Here is a 14,541-nt window from a genome sequence, read left to right as displayed (position 1 = left end):
TTATCGCCCGCCCCGTCAATGACCCTTCAGGCGATGCCGCGCGCCGGTCGTCAGCCGGGCGTTTCGCTGTCGCCGGCCTGCACCAGGCCCAGCTTGCGCAGCGTTCGATGGAAGTTGCTGCGGTCGATGCCGGCCTCGCGCGCGGCGCTGGCCACGCGACCGCCGTGGCGGGCGAGCAGTTCCGAGAGCCAGGCCCGCTGGAAGGCCTCGGTCGCGTCGCGCAGCGTGCCGCCCGCGATGGCAGGCCCCGCGAGTTCGTTCGCCGGGGCCTGCACGGGCGCTGCCATGGCGCTTCCCGCGACGGCGGTGCTGTCCAGCGCCAGGTGATGCGGTTCGATGGCCGTCCAGCGCGAACCGCGCGGCTGCTCCCTGAACGCCCGCAGCGAAGCGCGGCTGATCACATGCTCGAGCTCGCGCACATTGCCCGGCCAGCCGTGCGCCAGCATGGCGGCCTTCGACGCCGGCGAGAGCCGCAGGTTGCGCGCGCCCAGCCGGTGCTGGTTCTCCTCGAGAAAGCTGCCGGCGAGCACGAGCACGTCGCGCCCCCGTTCGCGCAGCGGCGCGACCACGACCGGATAGACCGACAGCCGGTGGTACAGGTCGGCACGAAAGCGCCCCTGCGCGATCGCCGCGGGCAGGTCGCGGTTGGTGGCCGCGATCACGCGCACATCGACCTTGCGCATGCGGTCGCTGCCGGGGCGCTGCACCTCGCCGCTTTGCAGCACGCGCAGGAGCTTGGCCTGCACGCTCAGCGGCAGTTCGCCGACCTCGTCGAGAAAGAGCGTGCCGCCGTCGGCGATCTCGAACTTGCCGTCGCGGTCCTGCACGGCGCCGGTGAACGCGCCGCGCTTGTGACCGAAGAGCTCGCTGTCGGCCAGCGACTCGGGCAGCGCTGCGCAGTTGACCTGCACCAGCGGCTGCTCGCTGCGGCGCGAGCGCGCGTGCAGGCGCTGCGCGACGAGGTCCTTGCCGACGCCGGTTTCGCCGAGCAACAACACCGTGAGGTCGGACACGGCGACGGTGTCGATCTCGTGGCACAGCTGCTTCATCGCCGGGCTGCTGCCCAGCAGTTCGCGCGGCGCGCCACGCCCCGCACGCAGCGCCTGCGCCACGGCCTGCTCGCGCATCGCGCGCGCCTGCATCTCGCGGATCGTGTCGGCGGCCTCGATGCCGGTTTCGACGAGGGCGATCAGTGCCTCCATCTGCGCCGGGCCCACGGCATCGAAGGCGTGCGGCTCCAGCGCGTCCAGCGTGAGCAGGCCCCAGACGGCGCCGCGCAGGCGCAGCGGCGCGCCCATGCAGTCGTGCACCGGCAGGATGCCCGGCTGGCCGGCGACGAGGCCGTCGTACGGGTCGGGCAGGTTGCAGTCGTGCGCGAAACGCAGGCCCCGTTCGCTGTCGAGCAGGCGCGCAAAACGCGGATGGGCGGCCACGGGAAACTGGCGCCCCAGGGTTTCGTCGCTCAGGCCGTCGACCGCGACGGGCTTCAGCACGTCGACGTCGAGCTGCAGCAGCGCGGCGGCATCGCAGCGGACCAGTCCGCGCGCGGCGGCGAGCAGCGATCGGTAGCGGGCGGCCTCGGCTTCGGGCTCGGGTGGTGAGGCCTCGGTGGTCGAATCGACACGCAATGTGGTCATAAGTACAACGCTGGAGTTGTTGCGAATTTGACCACGCCCAATAAATCCCCAATGGCGTCAAGCACTTGCAGAGGCCTTCCGGCTGGCACGGATCGTGAGATGACCAACGCATCTCAACCGAAGGACCGCCAGACCATGAACCCACAAACCATCGCCATCGTCAAGTCCACCGTGCCCGCGCTCCAGGCCCACGGCGAGGCCATCACCAGCCACTTCTACAAGATCATGTTCGAGGGCCATCCGCAGGTGAAGGCCTTCTTCAACGAAGCGCACCAGGCCGCCGGCACCCAGGCGCGCGCGCTGGCGGGGGCGGTCATCGCGTACGGCGCGCACATCGACCGGCTCGAAGCGATCGCCGGCGCCCTGCCCCGCATCATCCAGAAGCACGCCGCGCTGGGCGTGCTGCCCGAGCACTACCCGATCGTCGGCCACTACCTGCTGCGCGCCGTGAAGGAGGTGCTCGGCGATGCCGCCACCGACGAGGTGATCGCCGCATGGGGCGAGGCCTACGAATCGCTGGCGGGCCTGCTCATCGCCGCGGAAGAAGCCGTCTACAGCGCCAATGCGGCGCAACCCGGCGGGTGGCGCGGCACGCGCGAATTCCGCGTGGCCCGGCGCGAGGACGAGAGCGAGGTCATCACCTCGTTCTACCTGGAGCCCGTGGACGGCGGCGCGCTGCTGACGTTCTCGCCGGGGCAGTACCTCACGCTGGTGCTGGAGATCGACGGCCAGCCGGTGCGGCGCAACTACTCGCTGTCCGACGCACCGGGCAAGCCGTGGTACCGCATCAGCGTGAAGAAGGAAGAAGGCGGCCGCGCCTCGAACTGGCTGCACGAAGCCGCCGTGATCGGCACGCGGCTGCAGGCGCAGGCGCCGTGCGGCGACTTCGTGCTGCAGCCCGCCGGTGAGCAGGCACGCCCCCTCGTGCTGGTGACGGGCGGCGTAGGCATCACGCCCGCGATGAGCATGCTCGAATCGGTGGCCCACACGGGCCGGCCGGTGCACTTCGTCCATGCGGCGCGGCACGGCGGCGCGCATGCGTTCCGCGCCCGCGTCGACGCGCTCGCGCAGCGGCATGCGAACGTGAAGCCGCTGTATGTCTACGACGCGCCGCGCGACACCGACACGCCGCACGCGACCGGCTTCGTCACCCGCGAGCTGCTGGCCGGGCTGCTGCCGGAAGACCGCGACGTCGACCTGTACTTTCTCGGACCGAAGCCCTTCATGCAGGCGGTGTATGCGAACGGGCTGGCGCTCGGCGTGCCGAAGCAGCAGCTTCGCTACGAGTTCTTCGGGCCGCTCGAAGCCCTGGAAGCCTGAGGGAAGCAAGGCCCTGCGCTGAAACAGTCGCGGGCTGGTCTCACAATGCGCGCTGTCCGCCCGAACAACCGCATTGATCCAAGGAGATTCCATGAAGGCCCAGAACATCCTCCAGACCATCGGCAACACGCCGCACATCCGCATCAACCGCCTGTTCGGCCATGCGAAGCAGCAGGTCTGGATCAAGTCGGAGCGCGCCAACCCCGGCGGCTCGATCAAGGACCGCATCGCGCTGTCGATGGTGGAAGACGCCGAGAAGAGCGGCGCGCTCAAGCCCGGCGGCACCATCGTCGAGCCGACCTCGGGCAACACCGGCATCGGCCTGGCGATGGTCGCGGCTGTCAAGGGCTACAAGCTGATCCTGGTGATGCCTGACAGCATGTCGGTGGAGCGCCGCCGCCTCATGCTGGCCTATGGCGCCACCTTCGACCTCACGCCGCGCGCCAACGGCATGAAGGGCTCCATCGCCCGCGCCGAGGAAATCGTGGCCGGCACGCCGGGCGCGTGGATGCCGCAGCAGTTCAACAACCCCGCCAACGTCGACGTGCACGTGCGCACCACGGCCGAAGAAATCGCGGCCGACTTCCCCGAGGGCATCGATGTGCTCATCACCGGCGTGGGCACGGGCGGCCACATCACCGGCGTGGCGAAGGTGCTCAAGAAGAAGTGGCCCAAGCTGCAGGTGTTCGCGGTGGAGCCGGTGGCCTCGCCCGTGATCTCGGGCGGCGCGCCGGCGCCCCACCCCATCCAGGGCATCGGTGCGGGCTTCATTCCGAAGAACCTGGACACCTCGCTGCTCGACGGCGTGCTGCAGGTCGACGCCGAGCCGGCGCGCGAAATGGCGCGCCGCTGCGCGGTCGAGGAAGGCATCCTGGTCGGCATCTCGTCGGGCGCGACGCTCGCGGCCATTGCGCAGAAGCTGCCCTCGCTGGCGCCCGATGCGGTGGTGCTGGGCTTCAACTACGACACCGGCGAGCGCTACCTGTCGGTCGAAGGCTTCCTGCCCGCCTGATCCAGCTACAAGTTTCATAGCGCCCCGGGCGCTTAAAATCGTCGGTCTGCTTGATAACCACAAGCCCCACGACATGCTGCGAATCTCCGAACTCAAACTCCCGCTCGACCACGCCCCAGAGGCGCTGGCCACCCTGATCGCCCGGACGCTCGACGTTCCGCCTGAAGCGATCGCCTCCCACACCGTCTACAAGCGCAGCTTCGACGCCCGCAAGGTCGACCTGCTCACGGTCTACATCTGCGACGTGCAGCTGGCCGACGCGGCGCTCGAAGCCTCGCTGCTGGCGAAGCACGCCAGCCATCCGCACATCCAGCCCGCGCCCGACATGCGCTACACGCCGCCGGGCCAGGCGCCCGCGGACGCCACGCGCCCCGTGGTGATCGGCTTCGGCCCCTGCGGCATCTTCGCGGCGCTGATGCTCGCGAAGATGGGCTTCAGGCCCATCGTGCTCGAACGCGGCAAGACCGTGCGCCAGCGCACCCGCGACACCTGGGGCCTGTGGCGCAAGAGCGTGCTCAACCCCGAGTCGAACGTGCAGTTCGGCGAAGGCGGCGCCGGCACCTTCTCGGACGGCAAGCTCTACAGCCAGATCAAGGACCCGCGCTTCCTCGGCCGCAAGGTGATGGAAGAGTTCGTGAAGGCCGGCGCACCGCCCGAAATCCTGTACGTCGCACACCCGCACATCGGCACCTTCAAGCTGGTGAAGGTGGTCGAGAACATCCGCGAGCAGATCGTGGCGCTCGGCGGCGAGATCCGCTTCGAGCAGCGCGTGGCCGACGTGCACATCGAAGACGGCCACCTGCGCGGACTCACCGTGCTCGACCAGACGACCGGCCAGAGCAGCGAACTGCGCGCCGACCACGTCGTGATGGCGCTGGGCCACAGCTCGCGCGACACCTTCGAGATGCTGCACGCCCGCGGCGTGCACATCGAGGCCAAGCCTTTCTCGATCGGCTTCCGTATCGAGCACCCGCAGGGCCTGATCGACCGCGCCCGCTGGGGCCGCCACGCGGGCCATCCGCTGCTCGGCGCGGCCGACTACAAGCTGGTGCACCACGCCAGCAACGGCCGCTCGGTCTACAGCTTCTGCATGTGCCCCGGCGGCACCGTGGTCGCGGCCACCAGCGAGCCGGGCCGCGTGGTCACCAACGGCATGAGCCAGTACTCGCGCAACGAGCGCAACGCCAACGCGGGCATCGTGGTGGGCATCGACCCGAAGGACTTCCCCGGCGATGCGCTGGCAGGCATCGCGCTGCAGCGCCAGCTCGAAAGCAACGCCTACGTGCTCGGCGGCAGCAACTACCACGCGCCCGGCCAGCTGGTGGGCGACTTCATCGCCGGCAAGCCGTCGACCGCGCTCGGCAGCATCATCCCGTCGTACAAGCCCGGCGTGACACCGACCGACCTGCACCAGGCCCTGCCCGCCTACGCCATCGAGGCCATGCGCGAAGCCTTCCCGGCCTTCGGCCGCAAGATCAAGGGCTTCGACACGCACGACGCCGTGCTCACCGGCGTGGAAACGCGCACCTCGTCGCCCATCCGCATCACGCGCGGCGACGACTTCCAGAGCCTCAACGTGCGTGGCCTCTACCCGGCCGGCGAAGGCGCGAGCTACGCGGGCGGCATCCTGTCGGCCGGCGTGGACGGCATCAAGGTGGCCGAGGCCGTGGCGCGCAGCGTGCTCGGCAGCGCCGTTTGACGATGCACTTCCACCGTCCCACCACCGGCCAGCTGGCCGTCGCCACGCTGGCGATGGCCGCCGTGGTGCTCGCGTCCAACGTCCTGGTGCAGTTCGCCATCAACGACTGGCTCACCTGGGGCGCCTTCACCTACCCGGTGGCCTACCTCGTGAGCGACCTCGTCAACCGGCGCTTCGGCCCCGGCATGGCGCGTCGCGTGGCCTGGGTCGGCTTCGCGGTGGCCGTGGCGGTGTCGCTGCTGCTGGCACCGGCGCGCATCGCCGCCGCCTCGGGCCTGGCCTTCATCGCTTCGCAGCTGCTCGACATCCGCGTGTTCGACCGCCTGCGCCGGGGCCTGTGGTGGCGCGCGCCGCTCGTGGCCACGGTGATCGCGGCCGTGCTCGACAGCATCGTCTTCTGGGGCATCGCCTTCGCAGGCACCGACGGCCCCTGGCTCACCTGGGCGCTCGGCGACCTGGGCGTGAAGCTCGGTGTCGGCGTGCTGATGCTGCTGCCGTTCCGGCTGCTGATCGGGCGGCAAGCCGCTGACCGAGGTGACCGAGGCGCTGCACGCGCATGACCATCCGCCCTGACAATACCCGCAGGATGTTCCGGCCGCGCTGACCGCGCGGGACCGGTTGTTCTTTTTCTTCCCTTTCCATCCCTCGCGCCCATCGCCGAGCCTTCCGTATGACCGACGCATCCACCGCCGCCCCGAACACGAACTCGCGCAACGCACGGCGCCAGCGCCCGGACATGGCCGAGCAGCTGCAGCAGCTGAAGGCCGGCGCAGGCAGCACCGACGCAGGCGCTGACGCGTCGGCGTCGCAGCCCGCCCCCGCACAACAGCAGCAACAACGCCCGCCGCGCGCGAAGCAACAGCGCCCGCATGGGCAGCAGCAGCCGCAGCAAGGGCGCAAGCCGCGCGGACAGCAGCCGCAACAACAGCAGCCCGAAGCCCAACGCGCACCGCGCAAGGTCAACCCCGTGCTCGAGCGCCTGTTCGCGCTGTATCCGCAGCTCTTCGGCGCACGCTTCGTGCCGCTGAAGCTCGGCGTGTACGAAGAGCTGATCGCGCGCCATCCCGAAGACTTCAAGGCCGAAGACCTGAAGATCGCGATGGGCCAGCATGCGCGCTCCACGCGCTACCTCGAGAGCGTGGCCGCCGGCCATGCGCGCCATGACCTGGACGGCAACGCGCTCGACCCGGTCGCGCCCGAGCACGTGCACCACGCCATCCTCGAGCTGCACCGCCGCCGCTCGCACCGCAACCCCGGCGAAGACCTGCGTCCGCAGCTGGTGACGCGCATCGCCAAGGCCATCGAAGCCTCGGGCCTCGACCACGAGGCGTATGCCGTGCTGGTGCGCTCGCGCGACGCCAACAACAACGCCGTCGTCGACGAAGCCCTGGCCGAACTCGCCCAGCAGGCCGCCAAGCGCGAAGCCCTGCTGCGCGCCTTCGAAGCCAGCGGTCGCAGCGAACAGGAATTCGCCGACATGTACGGCATGAAGCCCGGCGACGTGACGCCCACGCTGCAGCGCGTGCGGGACGACAAGAAGCGGGCCGAGGCTGCGGCCGCTGCCGCAGCGGTGGCCGCTGAAGCGGCGGCAGCCGCAGCGCCTGAAGTGCAGGCAGCGCCCGAAGCAGAAGCAGCCCCGGCCGCCCCCGAAGCACCCGCCGCGGACTGACGCCACACGCCCGCTCCAACGAAAAAAGCCGCCACATCACTGTGGCGGCTTTTTTCATGGGCGACGGCGTTGGTCGCCTTCTGCAGTGGGCTCAGCGCGCGTTCTGCAGCGCCGCGATGCGCTCTTCGATCGGCGGGTGCGTGGCAAACAGCTTGCCCATCGCGCCCGTGATGCCCATGGCTTCGACGGCCTTGGGCAGCTCGCCGGCCGGCAGGCCGCCCAGGCGCGCGAGTGCGTTCATCATCGGCTGGCGGTTGCCCATGAGCGCGGCGGCACCGGCGTCGGCGCGGAACTCGCGCTGGCGCGAGAACCAGGCCACCACCATCGCGGCGGCGAAGCCGAGCACGATGTCCAGCACGATGGTGCTCACGTAGTAGCCGATGCCGGGGCCCGACGAGCGGTCGTCGCCGCGGCGCAGGAAGCTGTCGACCGCGTAGCCGATCACGCGCGAAAGGAACACGACAAAGGTGTTCATCACGCCTTGGATCAGCGTCATCGTGACCATGTCGCCGTTGGCGATGTGCGCGACTTCGTGCCCGATGACGGCCTCGACCTCTTCGCGCGTCATGCCTTGCAGCAGGCCGGTGGACACCGCCACGAGCGACGAGTTCTTGAACGCGCCGGTGGCGAAGGCATTGGGCTCGCCTTCGAAGATGCCGACCTCGGGCATGCCGATGCCGGCCTTGTCGGCGAACTTGCGCACGGTGCCGACGATCCAGGCCTCGTCGGGCGACTGGGGGTTGTCGATCATGCGCAGGCCGGCCGTCCACTTGGCCATGGGCTTGCTGATGAGCAGCGAGATGATCGCGCCGCCGAAACCCATGACCAGCGCAAAGCCGAGCAGCGCCGTCAGGTTGAGCCCGTTGGCCGTGAGAAAGCGGTTGACGCCGAGCAGGCTGGCGACCACGCCGAGCACCGCGACGACCATCACGTTGGTCAGGACAAACAGAAGGATACGTTTCAAGTTGAATTCTCCGTGGGGAACACTGCCGACCAGATGAGGGCCACAAGGCCCGCTTCAAGCCTGTCCGGCCGGGGTGACCGCTGTTGTCGTAGGTTGTGACGGGCGCGGCGCGGTGGCGTGCGGTAGAGCAATGATAGGAGTAAAAGTTCTACGAACGGGGCCGGAAGACCTTCGGATCGTCGTAGTAATCGGGTGTTTCGTTGGCGCCGCACCACCCCGGAACGCCGAGCACCGGCAGCGGTGCGAAGGGCTTGCGTGCCATGTATTCGGGCGTGAGGCAGCGCGCCAAAGCCGCATCGCCGAGCGGGCCTTCGGCTGCAGGCAGCAACAGCACATGCGCGGTCGCGGCCTTGCGCGGCACCACCAGCTTTTCGAGCAGCGCATGGCCGAACACGCGCAACCGGGCCTGGGCCCAGAGCGCGCGCTGCGTGACGAACAACGCCTGCCAGTCGCGCGCCACCAGCGCCTCCCACAGCGCAGGCGGCGCATCGAGCACCGCACCGTTCTCGTCGAACAGCGTGAGCGCATCGCGCAGCGGTCCACGCGTGGCGCCGACGCCGGCGCGTGCGATCTCGGCGGCCTGCAGTTCGTTGAGCCGGCGCTTGGTTTCAGGGAAAGCCAGCCAGACGAGGCCGTTGAAAAAGTCGTGCAGGTTGTCGCGCGTGGGCACGGTGCGCGTGCGGAAGATGTGGGCCTCGTAGGCCTGGCCTTCGGGCAGCGCGTCCTGCGTGACGAAGTCGGGCACGGCGGGTGGCTTGGCAGCCTGCAGCGCAGCGGCGACGGTGCCGCTGTGTGCAACGGCCCGCGCCACGGCTTCGCCGGGATCACGGTAGGGCGCCAGCCAGGGTGCGGCCCAATCGATGGCCGCGACCGCCGGCAGGCCCGGGCTCAAGGCGCGGACGCCCCCGTCCATCGGATGCGGTCGGGATGCTGCATCACCGCGAACTCGCCCGTGAGCTTGTCGAACAGCTTGAGCGAGCTGCCGCTCTTGCTGAGCAGGCCGGCGGTGCGCAGGGCCTTGGCCACGTCGTTGAGCGGCACGTCGGTGCCGCGGCGCAGCGCGGGCACGGCCTGCAGGATGAACTCGGCGGCTTCGGAGATTTCAGGCTGCTGCGGCGGTGGCGGTGCCACCGGCTTGGCGGTCTTTGCCGCCGTCTTGCGCGCGGTCTTGGTCGCCGCCTTCTTCGCGGGGGCGGTCTTCGCGGCCGGCGTCTTCTTCGCAGCCGCCACCTTCTTGGCCGGCGCGGTGCGCACGGCCGGCTGGATGCCGTGGTGCGCGAGGTCGATGAAGCTGTCGTAGATGCCGACGGTCTCTTCGCCGGTCTTGCCCTGCTGGCCGATGCCGCAGACGCGGCAGCCCTTTTCGCGCAGGCGGATCACGAGCGGCGCGAAGTCGGAGTCGGACGACACCAGCACGACCACGTCGGGGCGCTCGGCGATCACGAGGTCGATGGCGTCGACGGCCAGCGCGATGTCGGTGCTGTTCTTGCCCGCCGACAGGTTCACCATGGGCCGCACCGACAGCCGCTTGAACAGCGCCTGGCGGTTCACGGCCATCTCGGCGTTGCAGTAGGCGCGGCGCACGTGGATGGCGCCGAAGTCCTCCATCGTGCGCTGCACGGCCTGCTCGATCACGTCGGCCGAGACGTTGTCGGCGTCGATCAGCAGCATCACGCGCAGCGACGACAGGGGCACCGGCGCCGTCATGCGAGCTTCCATTGCACGGTCTCGCCGCCGCGCAGCGGCTTGAGCGTGGCTTCGCCGTAGGGCACGGTCTCGGGCAGGGTCCAGGTTTCGCGCTTCAGCGTGATGGTGTCGGTGTGGCGCGGCAGGTCGTAGAAGTCGGGGCCGTGGAAGCTGGCGAAACCTTCGAGCTTGTCGAGCGCGTTCACGCTGTCGAAGGCCTCGGCGTACAGCTCGATGGCGGTGAGCGCGGTGTAGCAGCCGGCGCAGCCCAGTGCATGTTCCTTCAGGTGCGCGGGGTGCGGCGCGCTGTCGGTGCCCAGGAAGAAGCGGTCGCTGCCGCTGGTGGCCGCTTCGACGAGCGCGACGCGGTGCGTCTCGCGCTTGAGCACGGGCAGGCAGTAGTAGTGCGGGCGGATGCCGCCGGTGAAGATGGCGTTGCGGTTGTACAGCAGGTGGTGCGCCGTGATGGTGGCGGCCGTGAAGCGGTCGGCGTCGCGCACGTAGTGGGCGCCTTCCTTGGTCGTGAGGTGCTCGAACACCACCTTGAGTTCGGGGAAGTCGCGGCGCAGCGGAATCATCACGCGGTCGACGAACACGGCTTCGCGGTCGAACAGGTCGATGGCCGGGTCGGTCACCTCGCCGTGCACCAGCAGCAGCAGGCCGTGCTTCTGCATGGCCTCGAGCGTCTTGTAGGTCTTGCGGATGTCGGTCACGCCGGCATCGCTGTTGGTGGTGGCGCCAGCCGGGTAGAGCTTGAGCGCGCGCACGCCGGCTTCGGCGGCCAGCGCGATTTCTTCGGGCGGCAGCTTGTCGGTCAGGTAGAGCGACATCACGGGCTCGAAGGACGTGCCCGCGGGCACGGCGGCGCGGATGCGGTCGCGGTAGGCCACGGCCTGGGCGGCGGTGGTCACGGGCGGACGCAGGTTCGGCATGATCAGCGCGCGGCCGAACTGGCGGGCGCTGTGGGGCACGACGGCTTCGAGGGCGGCGCCATCGCGCACGTGCAGGTGCCAGTCGTCTGGGCGGGTGATCGTGAGGGTGTCTGTCATGGCGGGAGGATTGTCGCATCGCCCCCGCGACGGCCCCTACCCCAGCAGGTACTCGCGCACCAGCAATCGCGCTCGGTGCAGCCGGCTCTTCACGGCGCCCGCCGGCTCGCCCAGGCGCTCGGCGATCTCGGCGATGGTGAGTTCCTCGAAGTCGCGCAGCAGCACGACCTCGCGGTAGTGCGCCGGCAGCGATTCGAGCGCGTTGGCCAGGTCGATGCGCAGCGCGTGGTCGCTGCGGGCCGCGAGCTGGCGCTCGACGGTGTCTTCGTCGAGCGGGTCGTGGCGGAACATCGCGCGCTGCAGGCGCATGCATTCGCGCCGGATGACGGTGAACAGCCACGACGAGAACGCCGCAGCCGCCTGCAGCCCGCGCACCCGGCGCGCGACCACGAGCAGCGATTCCTGCACCGCGTCGTCCACGTCGCTGGCCTGGCAGTGCCGGCGGGCGTAGCGGCGCGCGTCGGTCTGGCAGGCGGCGAGCAGGCCCTCGATGGCGACAGGGTCGCCGGTCTGCGCAGCCAGGATCAGGCAGGTGCGGTCGATCGCTGCGGGGGCCATGGGTCAGCGGCCCTTGTCGAGCTTGCGCCCGACCATCGCGCACATCGGGCAGAAGCCGACGAGTCCGGTGAGGGCCAGCATCGCGCCCATGAGGCCGACCGCGACGACCATGGCGTCCGCCGGCCAGTTCAGGGCGGCGAAGGCGAGGCCGATGAGGCCCAGGGCGATGCGCAGGGCGCGTTCCCAGCCGGGAACATTCTTGACGTAGAGCATGGTGGTTTCCTTCGATCCGTGACGTGTGAGTGCGGGGGAACAGAACGCCCTCCCGCATGGAAAGAGGCGGCCCCCCGCCGAAGCGGTTCGCGGAAAGTCAGGATTTTTTCATGCCGTCGCGGCAATGCCCACCCGCACGAGGCACAGCTACCGCTGGAACACCCCGCAGATGCGGTCGGCCACGGCCTGCATCCAGCGCACGTGGCTGGTCGAGCTGCGCGCGCCCCGGCCCGGCGGCCAGGGGTCGAACAGGCGCAGCGTGGTGCCGCCCCCGCCGGGGTCGTTGTCGCCGCGGATGCCCACGAGCACGACCATGTGGCCCGGCTGGCCGACAGGCGCGCCGCCCTTGGCGCCCCAGCGCAGGTCGAACATCAGCGGCCCCGCGTGCAGCGCGGTGCGCAGCGCGGCGACGGTCCACGGGCCGTGGGGCCGCAGCGTGAGGCCGTGCGCGGCGGCGAAGCGGCGGTTGTCGTCGTCGTCATCGTGTCTGCCCTGCGCATGGCGGTCGCTGTCCACGCAGCGGCGCAAGGCGCCGTCGGCGCCCATCAGCTCGCAGGGCGTGCGCGCCAGCACGGTCTGCACGGTGGCGCGCGTGAGCATCGCGGTGGCCGCGGCCCAGCACAGCGCGGGCGCAGGCTGCGGGATCAGCGCCACGGGGTGCAGCAGCGGCGCGTGGGTTTCGTTGTCGAAGGCCACGTTGCGGGTGCAGGGGCCGGCCTCGCCGTCCTCGCACAGCCAGTGCGCGGCCTGCAAGCGCAGCACGGCCGCCCGGGTGACGGGGCCGTAGTCGCCATCGGGTACGAGGGCGGGGCTGGGTTGCAGCTTGCGGTTCAGGGCCTCCTGCAGGCGACGGACATCGGCCCCGCGCCAGCCCTGTTTCAGCGTGCTCATCGGTGGGAATCCCCCTTGACACAAGGATGCACGGACGAATGAAAGCGAGCGGATGCATTGTGAAAACGGCGCGCCCCTGCGTCTATTGGTCGGAGGACATAGCCAGAACATGTGATGACACAGGGGTTCGCCCCCGAGCGATGGACCTTGACCTTGGTAGGCTCGCTCCCCATGACCGCGCCCGCCCCGACCGCCCACCCCATCGCCACCGAACTCGCCGACGGCGGCCTCGCGGCCCTGTTCACCGCACCCGGCGGCGCGCCGGCCTTCGCGGTGCGCTGGCAGGGCGCCGTGCACGGCTACCTGAACCAGTGCCCGCACGCGGGCGGCCCGCTCGATTTCGAAGGGCAGATCCTCGAAAGCTCCGGGCGTTACCTGATGTGCGCGCGGCACGGCGCGATCTTCGAGCCCGACACCGGGCGCTGCGTGGGCGGCCCCTGCCGCGGCGCGCGCCTCACGCCGCTGGCGTTGCGCGAGGCGGCGGACGGCAGCGTGTGGCTGGCCGACTGAGGCCGTCGAGCGGCTACAGTCGCGACCTCTTCTCTCCGCCCTGCCCCATGCGCCGATTCGCTGCTTTCTCCGTCCTCGTTCCGGCCCTGCTCATCGGCGCGGGCTGCGTCTCGCGGCCCGCGCCGCGCGTCACCTTCCTGGCCGACGGCGTGTTCAAGTCGCCCACCGCGCAGGACGCCGAGAACTACTGCCGCAACTTCGGCGCGCCGATGCGCTTTTTAAGCAGCACGCTGTCGGAGGTGCCGGCAGAAGGCGTGCCGGCGGGGGAAGTCGTCTACCGCTGCGACTGAGCTTCTTCGGCTTCTTCCGGCCGCACCCGCGCCAGGATGAAATCGATGAACGTCCGGATCGCCCGCGTGTGCTGGCGGTTCGGCATGTAGAGCATGAACATCTGGGTGCCGAAGATCGACAGGCGCCAGTCGTCCAGCGTGGTCACCACGTCGCCGCGGCGCACGTCTTCCTGCACCACGTAGTCGGGCACGAGGCCCACGCCCAGGCCCGCGAGGATGGCCTGGCGCAGGAACAGAAAGTTTTCCGAGATCAGCGTCGGCTCCAGGATCACCTCGCGCCGCGTCTCGCCCTGGTAGGCCGAGATGCGCAGCTGCCGCCCGATGACGGCGGCCGTGACCACCGGCGTGGCGCGCAGCGCGTCCAGCTGCACGGGCAGCGGGTGGCGCTCGGCGTACGCGCGCGTGGCGCAAGCCACGTAGCGCACCGGGCCCATCTCGCGCGCCACCAGGTTCTGCGGCGGCTCGGGGATCACGCGGATGGCGATGTCGACCTCGTCGCGCAGCAGGTCTTCGATGCGGTTCTCGAACACCACGTCGAGCACGATGCCGGGGTACTGGCGCTTGAAGTCGATGAGCCAGTCGGCCATCACGAGCTGGCCGTAGCCGCTGGGCACGCTCAGGCGCACGCGGCCCTGCAGGCCCTCGCCCAGCGCGGTGACCGACTCGCGCGCCGCCAGCAGCTCGCCCTGGATGGCCACGCCGTGCTGGTACAGCCGCAGGCCGATCTCGGTGGGCTCGGCGCGCCGGGTGGTGCGCCGGATCAGCTGCGCGCCCACCGAGCGCTCCAGCTGGTTCAGGTGGTAGCTGACGTTGGCGCGGGTCATCTTGAGCCGGCGCGCCGCCGCGCTCAGGTTGCCCGCGTCAAGGATTTCTACCAGCAGGGTGAGCGATTGCAGGTCCATGGGCGGATTGTGTCAAAAATTCTTTGACAGTCTGTCAACCGCCTATGCAATTGTCAAAGCAGCGATGCCGGCCAAGAATGCAGGGCTCCCCAGAGCCCCGGACCCCTCGGCTTCACGAGGGCCTGCCACGCAAGCAAGAGA

The 14,541-nt window shown here is 70.0% G+C and carries 16 protein-coding genes; 7 read left to right on the top strand and 9 right to left on the bottom strand.

Annotated elements, in window-relative coordinates; translation table 11 throughout:
* Positions 1-50 precede the first annotated feature (50 nt).
* Complete coding sequence (norR, locus tag AC3WQM_RS12840) at positions 51-1,637, bottom strand: nitric oxide reductase transcriptional regulator NorR (protein WP_492679168.1); 1,587 nt, start codon at positions 1,635-1,637, stop codon at positions 51-53.
* Between the two features lie 135 nt (positions 1,638-1,772).
* Here norR and hmpA point away from each other — a divergent pair, with 135 nt between their 5' ends.
* From hmpA to AC3WQM_RS12815, 5 genes are all read left to right on the top strand, one after another.
* Positions 1,773-2,957: an NO-inducible flavohemoprotein gene (gene hmpA, locus AC3WQM_RS12835; protein ID WP_492679166.1), complete on the top strand. Its 1,185-nt coding sequence runs from the start codon at positions 1,773-1,775 to the stop codon at positions 2,955-2,957.
* A gap of 91 nt (positions 2,958-3,048) precedes the next feature.
* Positions 3,049-3,969: a cysteine synthase A gene (cysK, locus tag AC3WQM_RS12830; RefSeq protein ID WP_062478599.1), complete on the top strand. Its 921-nt coding sequence runs from the start codon at positions 3,049-3,051 to the stop codon at positions 3,967-3,969.
* Between the two features lie 73 nt (positions 3,970-4,042).
* A complete protein-coding gene (locus AC3WQM_RS12825; protein ID WP_492679164.1) occupies positions 4,043-5,668 on the top strand; it encodes an NAD(P)/FAD-dependent oxidoreductase in 1,626 nt (541 codons plus the stop codon).
* A gap of 2 nt (positions 5,669-5,670) precedes the next feature.
* Positions 5,671-6,228 (top strand): VUT family protein, encoded by a 558-nt coding sequence (locus tag AC3WQM_RS12820; RefSeq protein WP_492679162.1) that lies wholly within the window; start codon positions 5,671-5,673, stop codon positions 6,226-6,228.
* Between the two features lie 110 nt (positions 6,229-6,338).
* Entirely contained in the window at positions 6,339-7,337 is a 999-nt protein-coding gene (locus AC3WQM_RS12815) for a ProQ/FinO family protein (RefSeq protein ID WP_492679160.1), read from the top strand.
* A 91-nt stretch (positions 7,338-7,428) separates the two neighbouring features.
* Here the strand turns inward: AC3WQM_RS12815 and htpX are convergent, their stop codons facing one another.
* From htpX to AC3WQM_RS12780, 7 genes are all read right to left on the bottom strand, one after another.
* A complete protein-coding gene (gene htpX / locus AC3WQM_RS12810) occupies positions 7,429-8,301 on the bottom strand; it encodes a protease HtpX (protein WP_139701422.1) in 873 nt (290 codons plus the stop codon).
* Between the two features lie 148 nt (positions 8,302-8,449).
* Complete coding sequence (locus AC3WQM_RS12805) at positions 8,450-9,214, bottom strand: DUF3025 domain-containing protein (RefSeq protein WP_492679158.1); 765 nt, start codon at positions 9,212-9,214, stop codon at positions 8,450-8,452.
* Positions 9,190-10,020, bottom strand: coding sequence for an NYN domain-containing protein (locus tag AC3WQM_RS12800; RefSeq protein ID WP_492679156.1), 831 nt, complete (start codon positions 10,018-10,020; stop codon positions 9,190-9,192). The genes AC3WQM_RS12805 and AC3WQM_RS12800 overlap by 25 nt, the downstream gene beginning before the upstream one ends.
* The gene (pyrC, locus tag AC3WQM_RS12795; protein WP_062478580.1) at positions 10,005-11,036 is read right to left on the bottom strand and encodes a dihydroorotase; all 1,032 of its coding nucleotides are present in this window, start codon (positions 11,034-11,036) and stop codon (positions 10,005-10,007) included. Before pyrC ends, AC3WQM_RS12800 begins: the two co-directional genes overlap by 16 nt.
* Positions 11,037-11,072: 36 nt before the next feature.
* Positions 11,073-11,594, bottom strand: a complete 522-nt coding sequence (locus AC3WQM_RS12790; RefSeq protein WP_492679154.1) for an RNA polymerase sigma factor — start codon at positions 11,592-11,594, stop codon at positions 11,073-11,075.
* A 3-nt stretch (positions 11,595-11,597) separates the two neighbouring features.
* Entirely contained in the window at positions 11,598-11,807 is a 210-nt protein-coding gene (locus AC3WQM_RS12785; protein ID WP_492679152.1) for a YgaP family membrane protein, read from the bottom strand.
* Positions 11,808-11,954: 147 nt separating this feature from the next.
* The gene (locus tag AC3WQM_RS12780; protein WP_492679150.1) at positions 11,955-12,698 is read right to left on the bottom strand and encodes a peptidoglycan-binding protein; all 744 of its coding nucleotides are present in this window, start codon (positions 12,696-12,698) and stop codon (positions 11,955-11,957) included.
* A gap of 171 nt (positions 12,699-12,869) precedes the next feature.
* On the opposite strand from AC3WQM_RS12780, the gene AC3WQM_RS12775 reads away from it, so the two are divergent.
* Both AC3WQM_RS12775 and AC3WQM_RS12770 read left to right on the top strand, forming a co-directional pair.
* Positions 12,870-13,208 carry a Rieske (2Fe-2S) protein gene (locus AC3WQM_RS12775; RefSeq protein ID WP_062478568.1) on the top strand — a complete coding sequence of 113 codons (339 nt, stop codon included), beginning with the start codon at positions 12,870-12,872 and terminating at the stop codon, positions 13,206-13,208.
* Positions 13,209-13,255: 47 nt separating this feature from the next.
* Positions 13,256-13,498, top strand: a complete 243-nt coding sequence (locus tag AC3WQM_RS12770; protein ID WP_307582923.1) for a hypothetical protein — start codon at positions 13,256-13,258, stop codon at positions 13,496-13,498.
* On the opposite strand, the gene AC3WQM_RS12765 is transcribed toward AC3WQM_RS12770, so the two are convergent.
* Positions 13,483-14,400 carry a LysR family transcriptional regulator gene (locus tag AC3WQM_RS12765; protein WP_062478562.1) on the bottom strand — a complete coding sequence of 306 codons (918 nt, stop codon included), beginning with the start codon at positions 14,398-14,400 and terminating at the stop codon, positions 13,483-13,485. The two genes, AC3WQM_RS12770 and AC3WQM_RS12765, sit on opposite strands and share 16 nt — an antisense overlap.
* Positions 14,401-14,541 lie beyond the last annotated feature (141 nt).

Source organism: Variovorax sp. FW301-JW7 (genome assembly GCF_058788795.1).
Note: the sequence above shows the minus strand (reverse complement) of the source record. Positions and strands in the feature narration are given on the sequence as shown.

Excerpts from the sequence above, each read along its gene's own strand:
- norR (WP_492679168.1), bottom strand. The coding sequence starts at position 1,637 with ATGACCACATTGCGTGTCGATTCGACCACCGAGGCCTCACCACCCGAG.
- hmpA (WP_492679166.1), top strand. The coding sequence starts at position 1,773 with ATGAACCCACAAACCATCGCCATCGTCAAGTCCACCGTGCCCGCGCTC.
- cysK (WP_062478599.1), top strand. The coding sequence starts at position 3,049 with ATGAAGGCCCAGAACATCCTCCAGACCATCGGCAACACGCCGCACATC.
- AC3WQM_RS12825 (WP_492679164.1), top strand. The coding sequence starts at position 4,043 with ATGCTGCGAATCTCCGAACTCAAACTCCCGCTCGACCACGCCCCAGAG.
- AC3WQM_RS12820 (WP_492679162.1), top strand. The coding sequence starts at position 5,671 with ATGCACTTCCACCGTCCCACCACCGGCCAGCTGGCCGTCGCCACGCTG.
- AC3WQM_RS12815 (WP_492679160.1), top strand. The coding sequence starts at position 6,339 with ATGACCGACGCATCCACCGCCGCCCCGAACACGAACTCGCGCAACGCA.
- AC3WQM_RS12805 (WP_492679158.1), bottom strand. The coding sequence starts at position 9,214 with ATGGACGGGGGCGTCCGCGCCTTGAGCCCGGGCCTGCCGGCGGTCGCG.
- AC3WQM_RS12800 (WP_492679156.1), bottom strand. The coding sequence starts at position 10,020 with ATGGAAGCTCGCATGACGGCGCCGGTGCCCCTGTCGTCGCTGCGCGTG.
- pyrC (WP_062478580.1), bottom strand. The coding sequence starts at position 11,036 with ATGACAGACACCCTCACGATCACCCGCCCAGACGACTGGCACCTGCAC.
- AC3WQM_RS12790 (WP_492679154.1), bottom strand. The coding sequence starts at position 11,594 with ATGGCCCCCGCAGCGATCGACCGCACCTGCCTGATCCTGGCTGCGCAG.
- AC3WQM_RS12785 (WP_492679152.1), bottom strand. The coding sequence starts at position 11,807 with ATGCTCTACGTCAAGAATGTTCCCGGCTGGGAACGCGCCCTGCGCATC.
- AC3WQM_RS12780 (WP_492679150.1), bottom strand. The coding sequence starts at position 12,698 with ATGAGCACGCTGAAACAGGGCTGGCGCGGGGCCGATGTCCGTCGCCTG.
- AC3WQM_RS12775 (WP_062478568.1), top strand. The coding sequence starts at position 12,870 with ATGACCGCGCCCGCCCCGACCGCCCACCCCATCGCCACCGAACTCGCC.
- AC3WQM_RS12770 (WP_307582923.1), top strand. The coding sequence starts at position 13,256 with ATGCGCCGATTCGCTGCTTTCTCCGTCCTCGTTCCGGCCCTGCTCATC.
- AC3WQM_RS12765 (WP_062478562.1), bottom strand. The coding sequence starts at position 14,400 with ATGGACCTGCAATCGCTCACCCTGCTGGTAGAAATCCTTGACGCGGGC.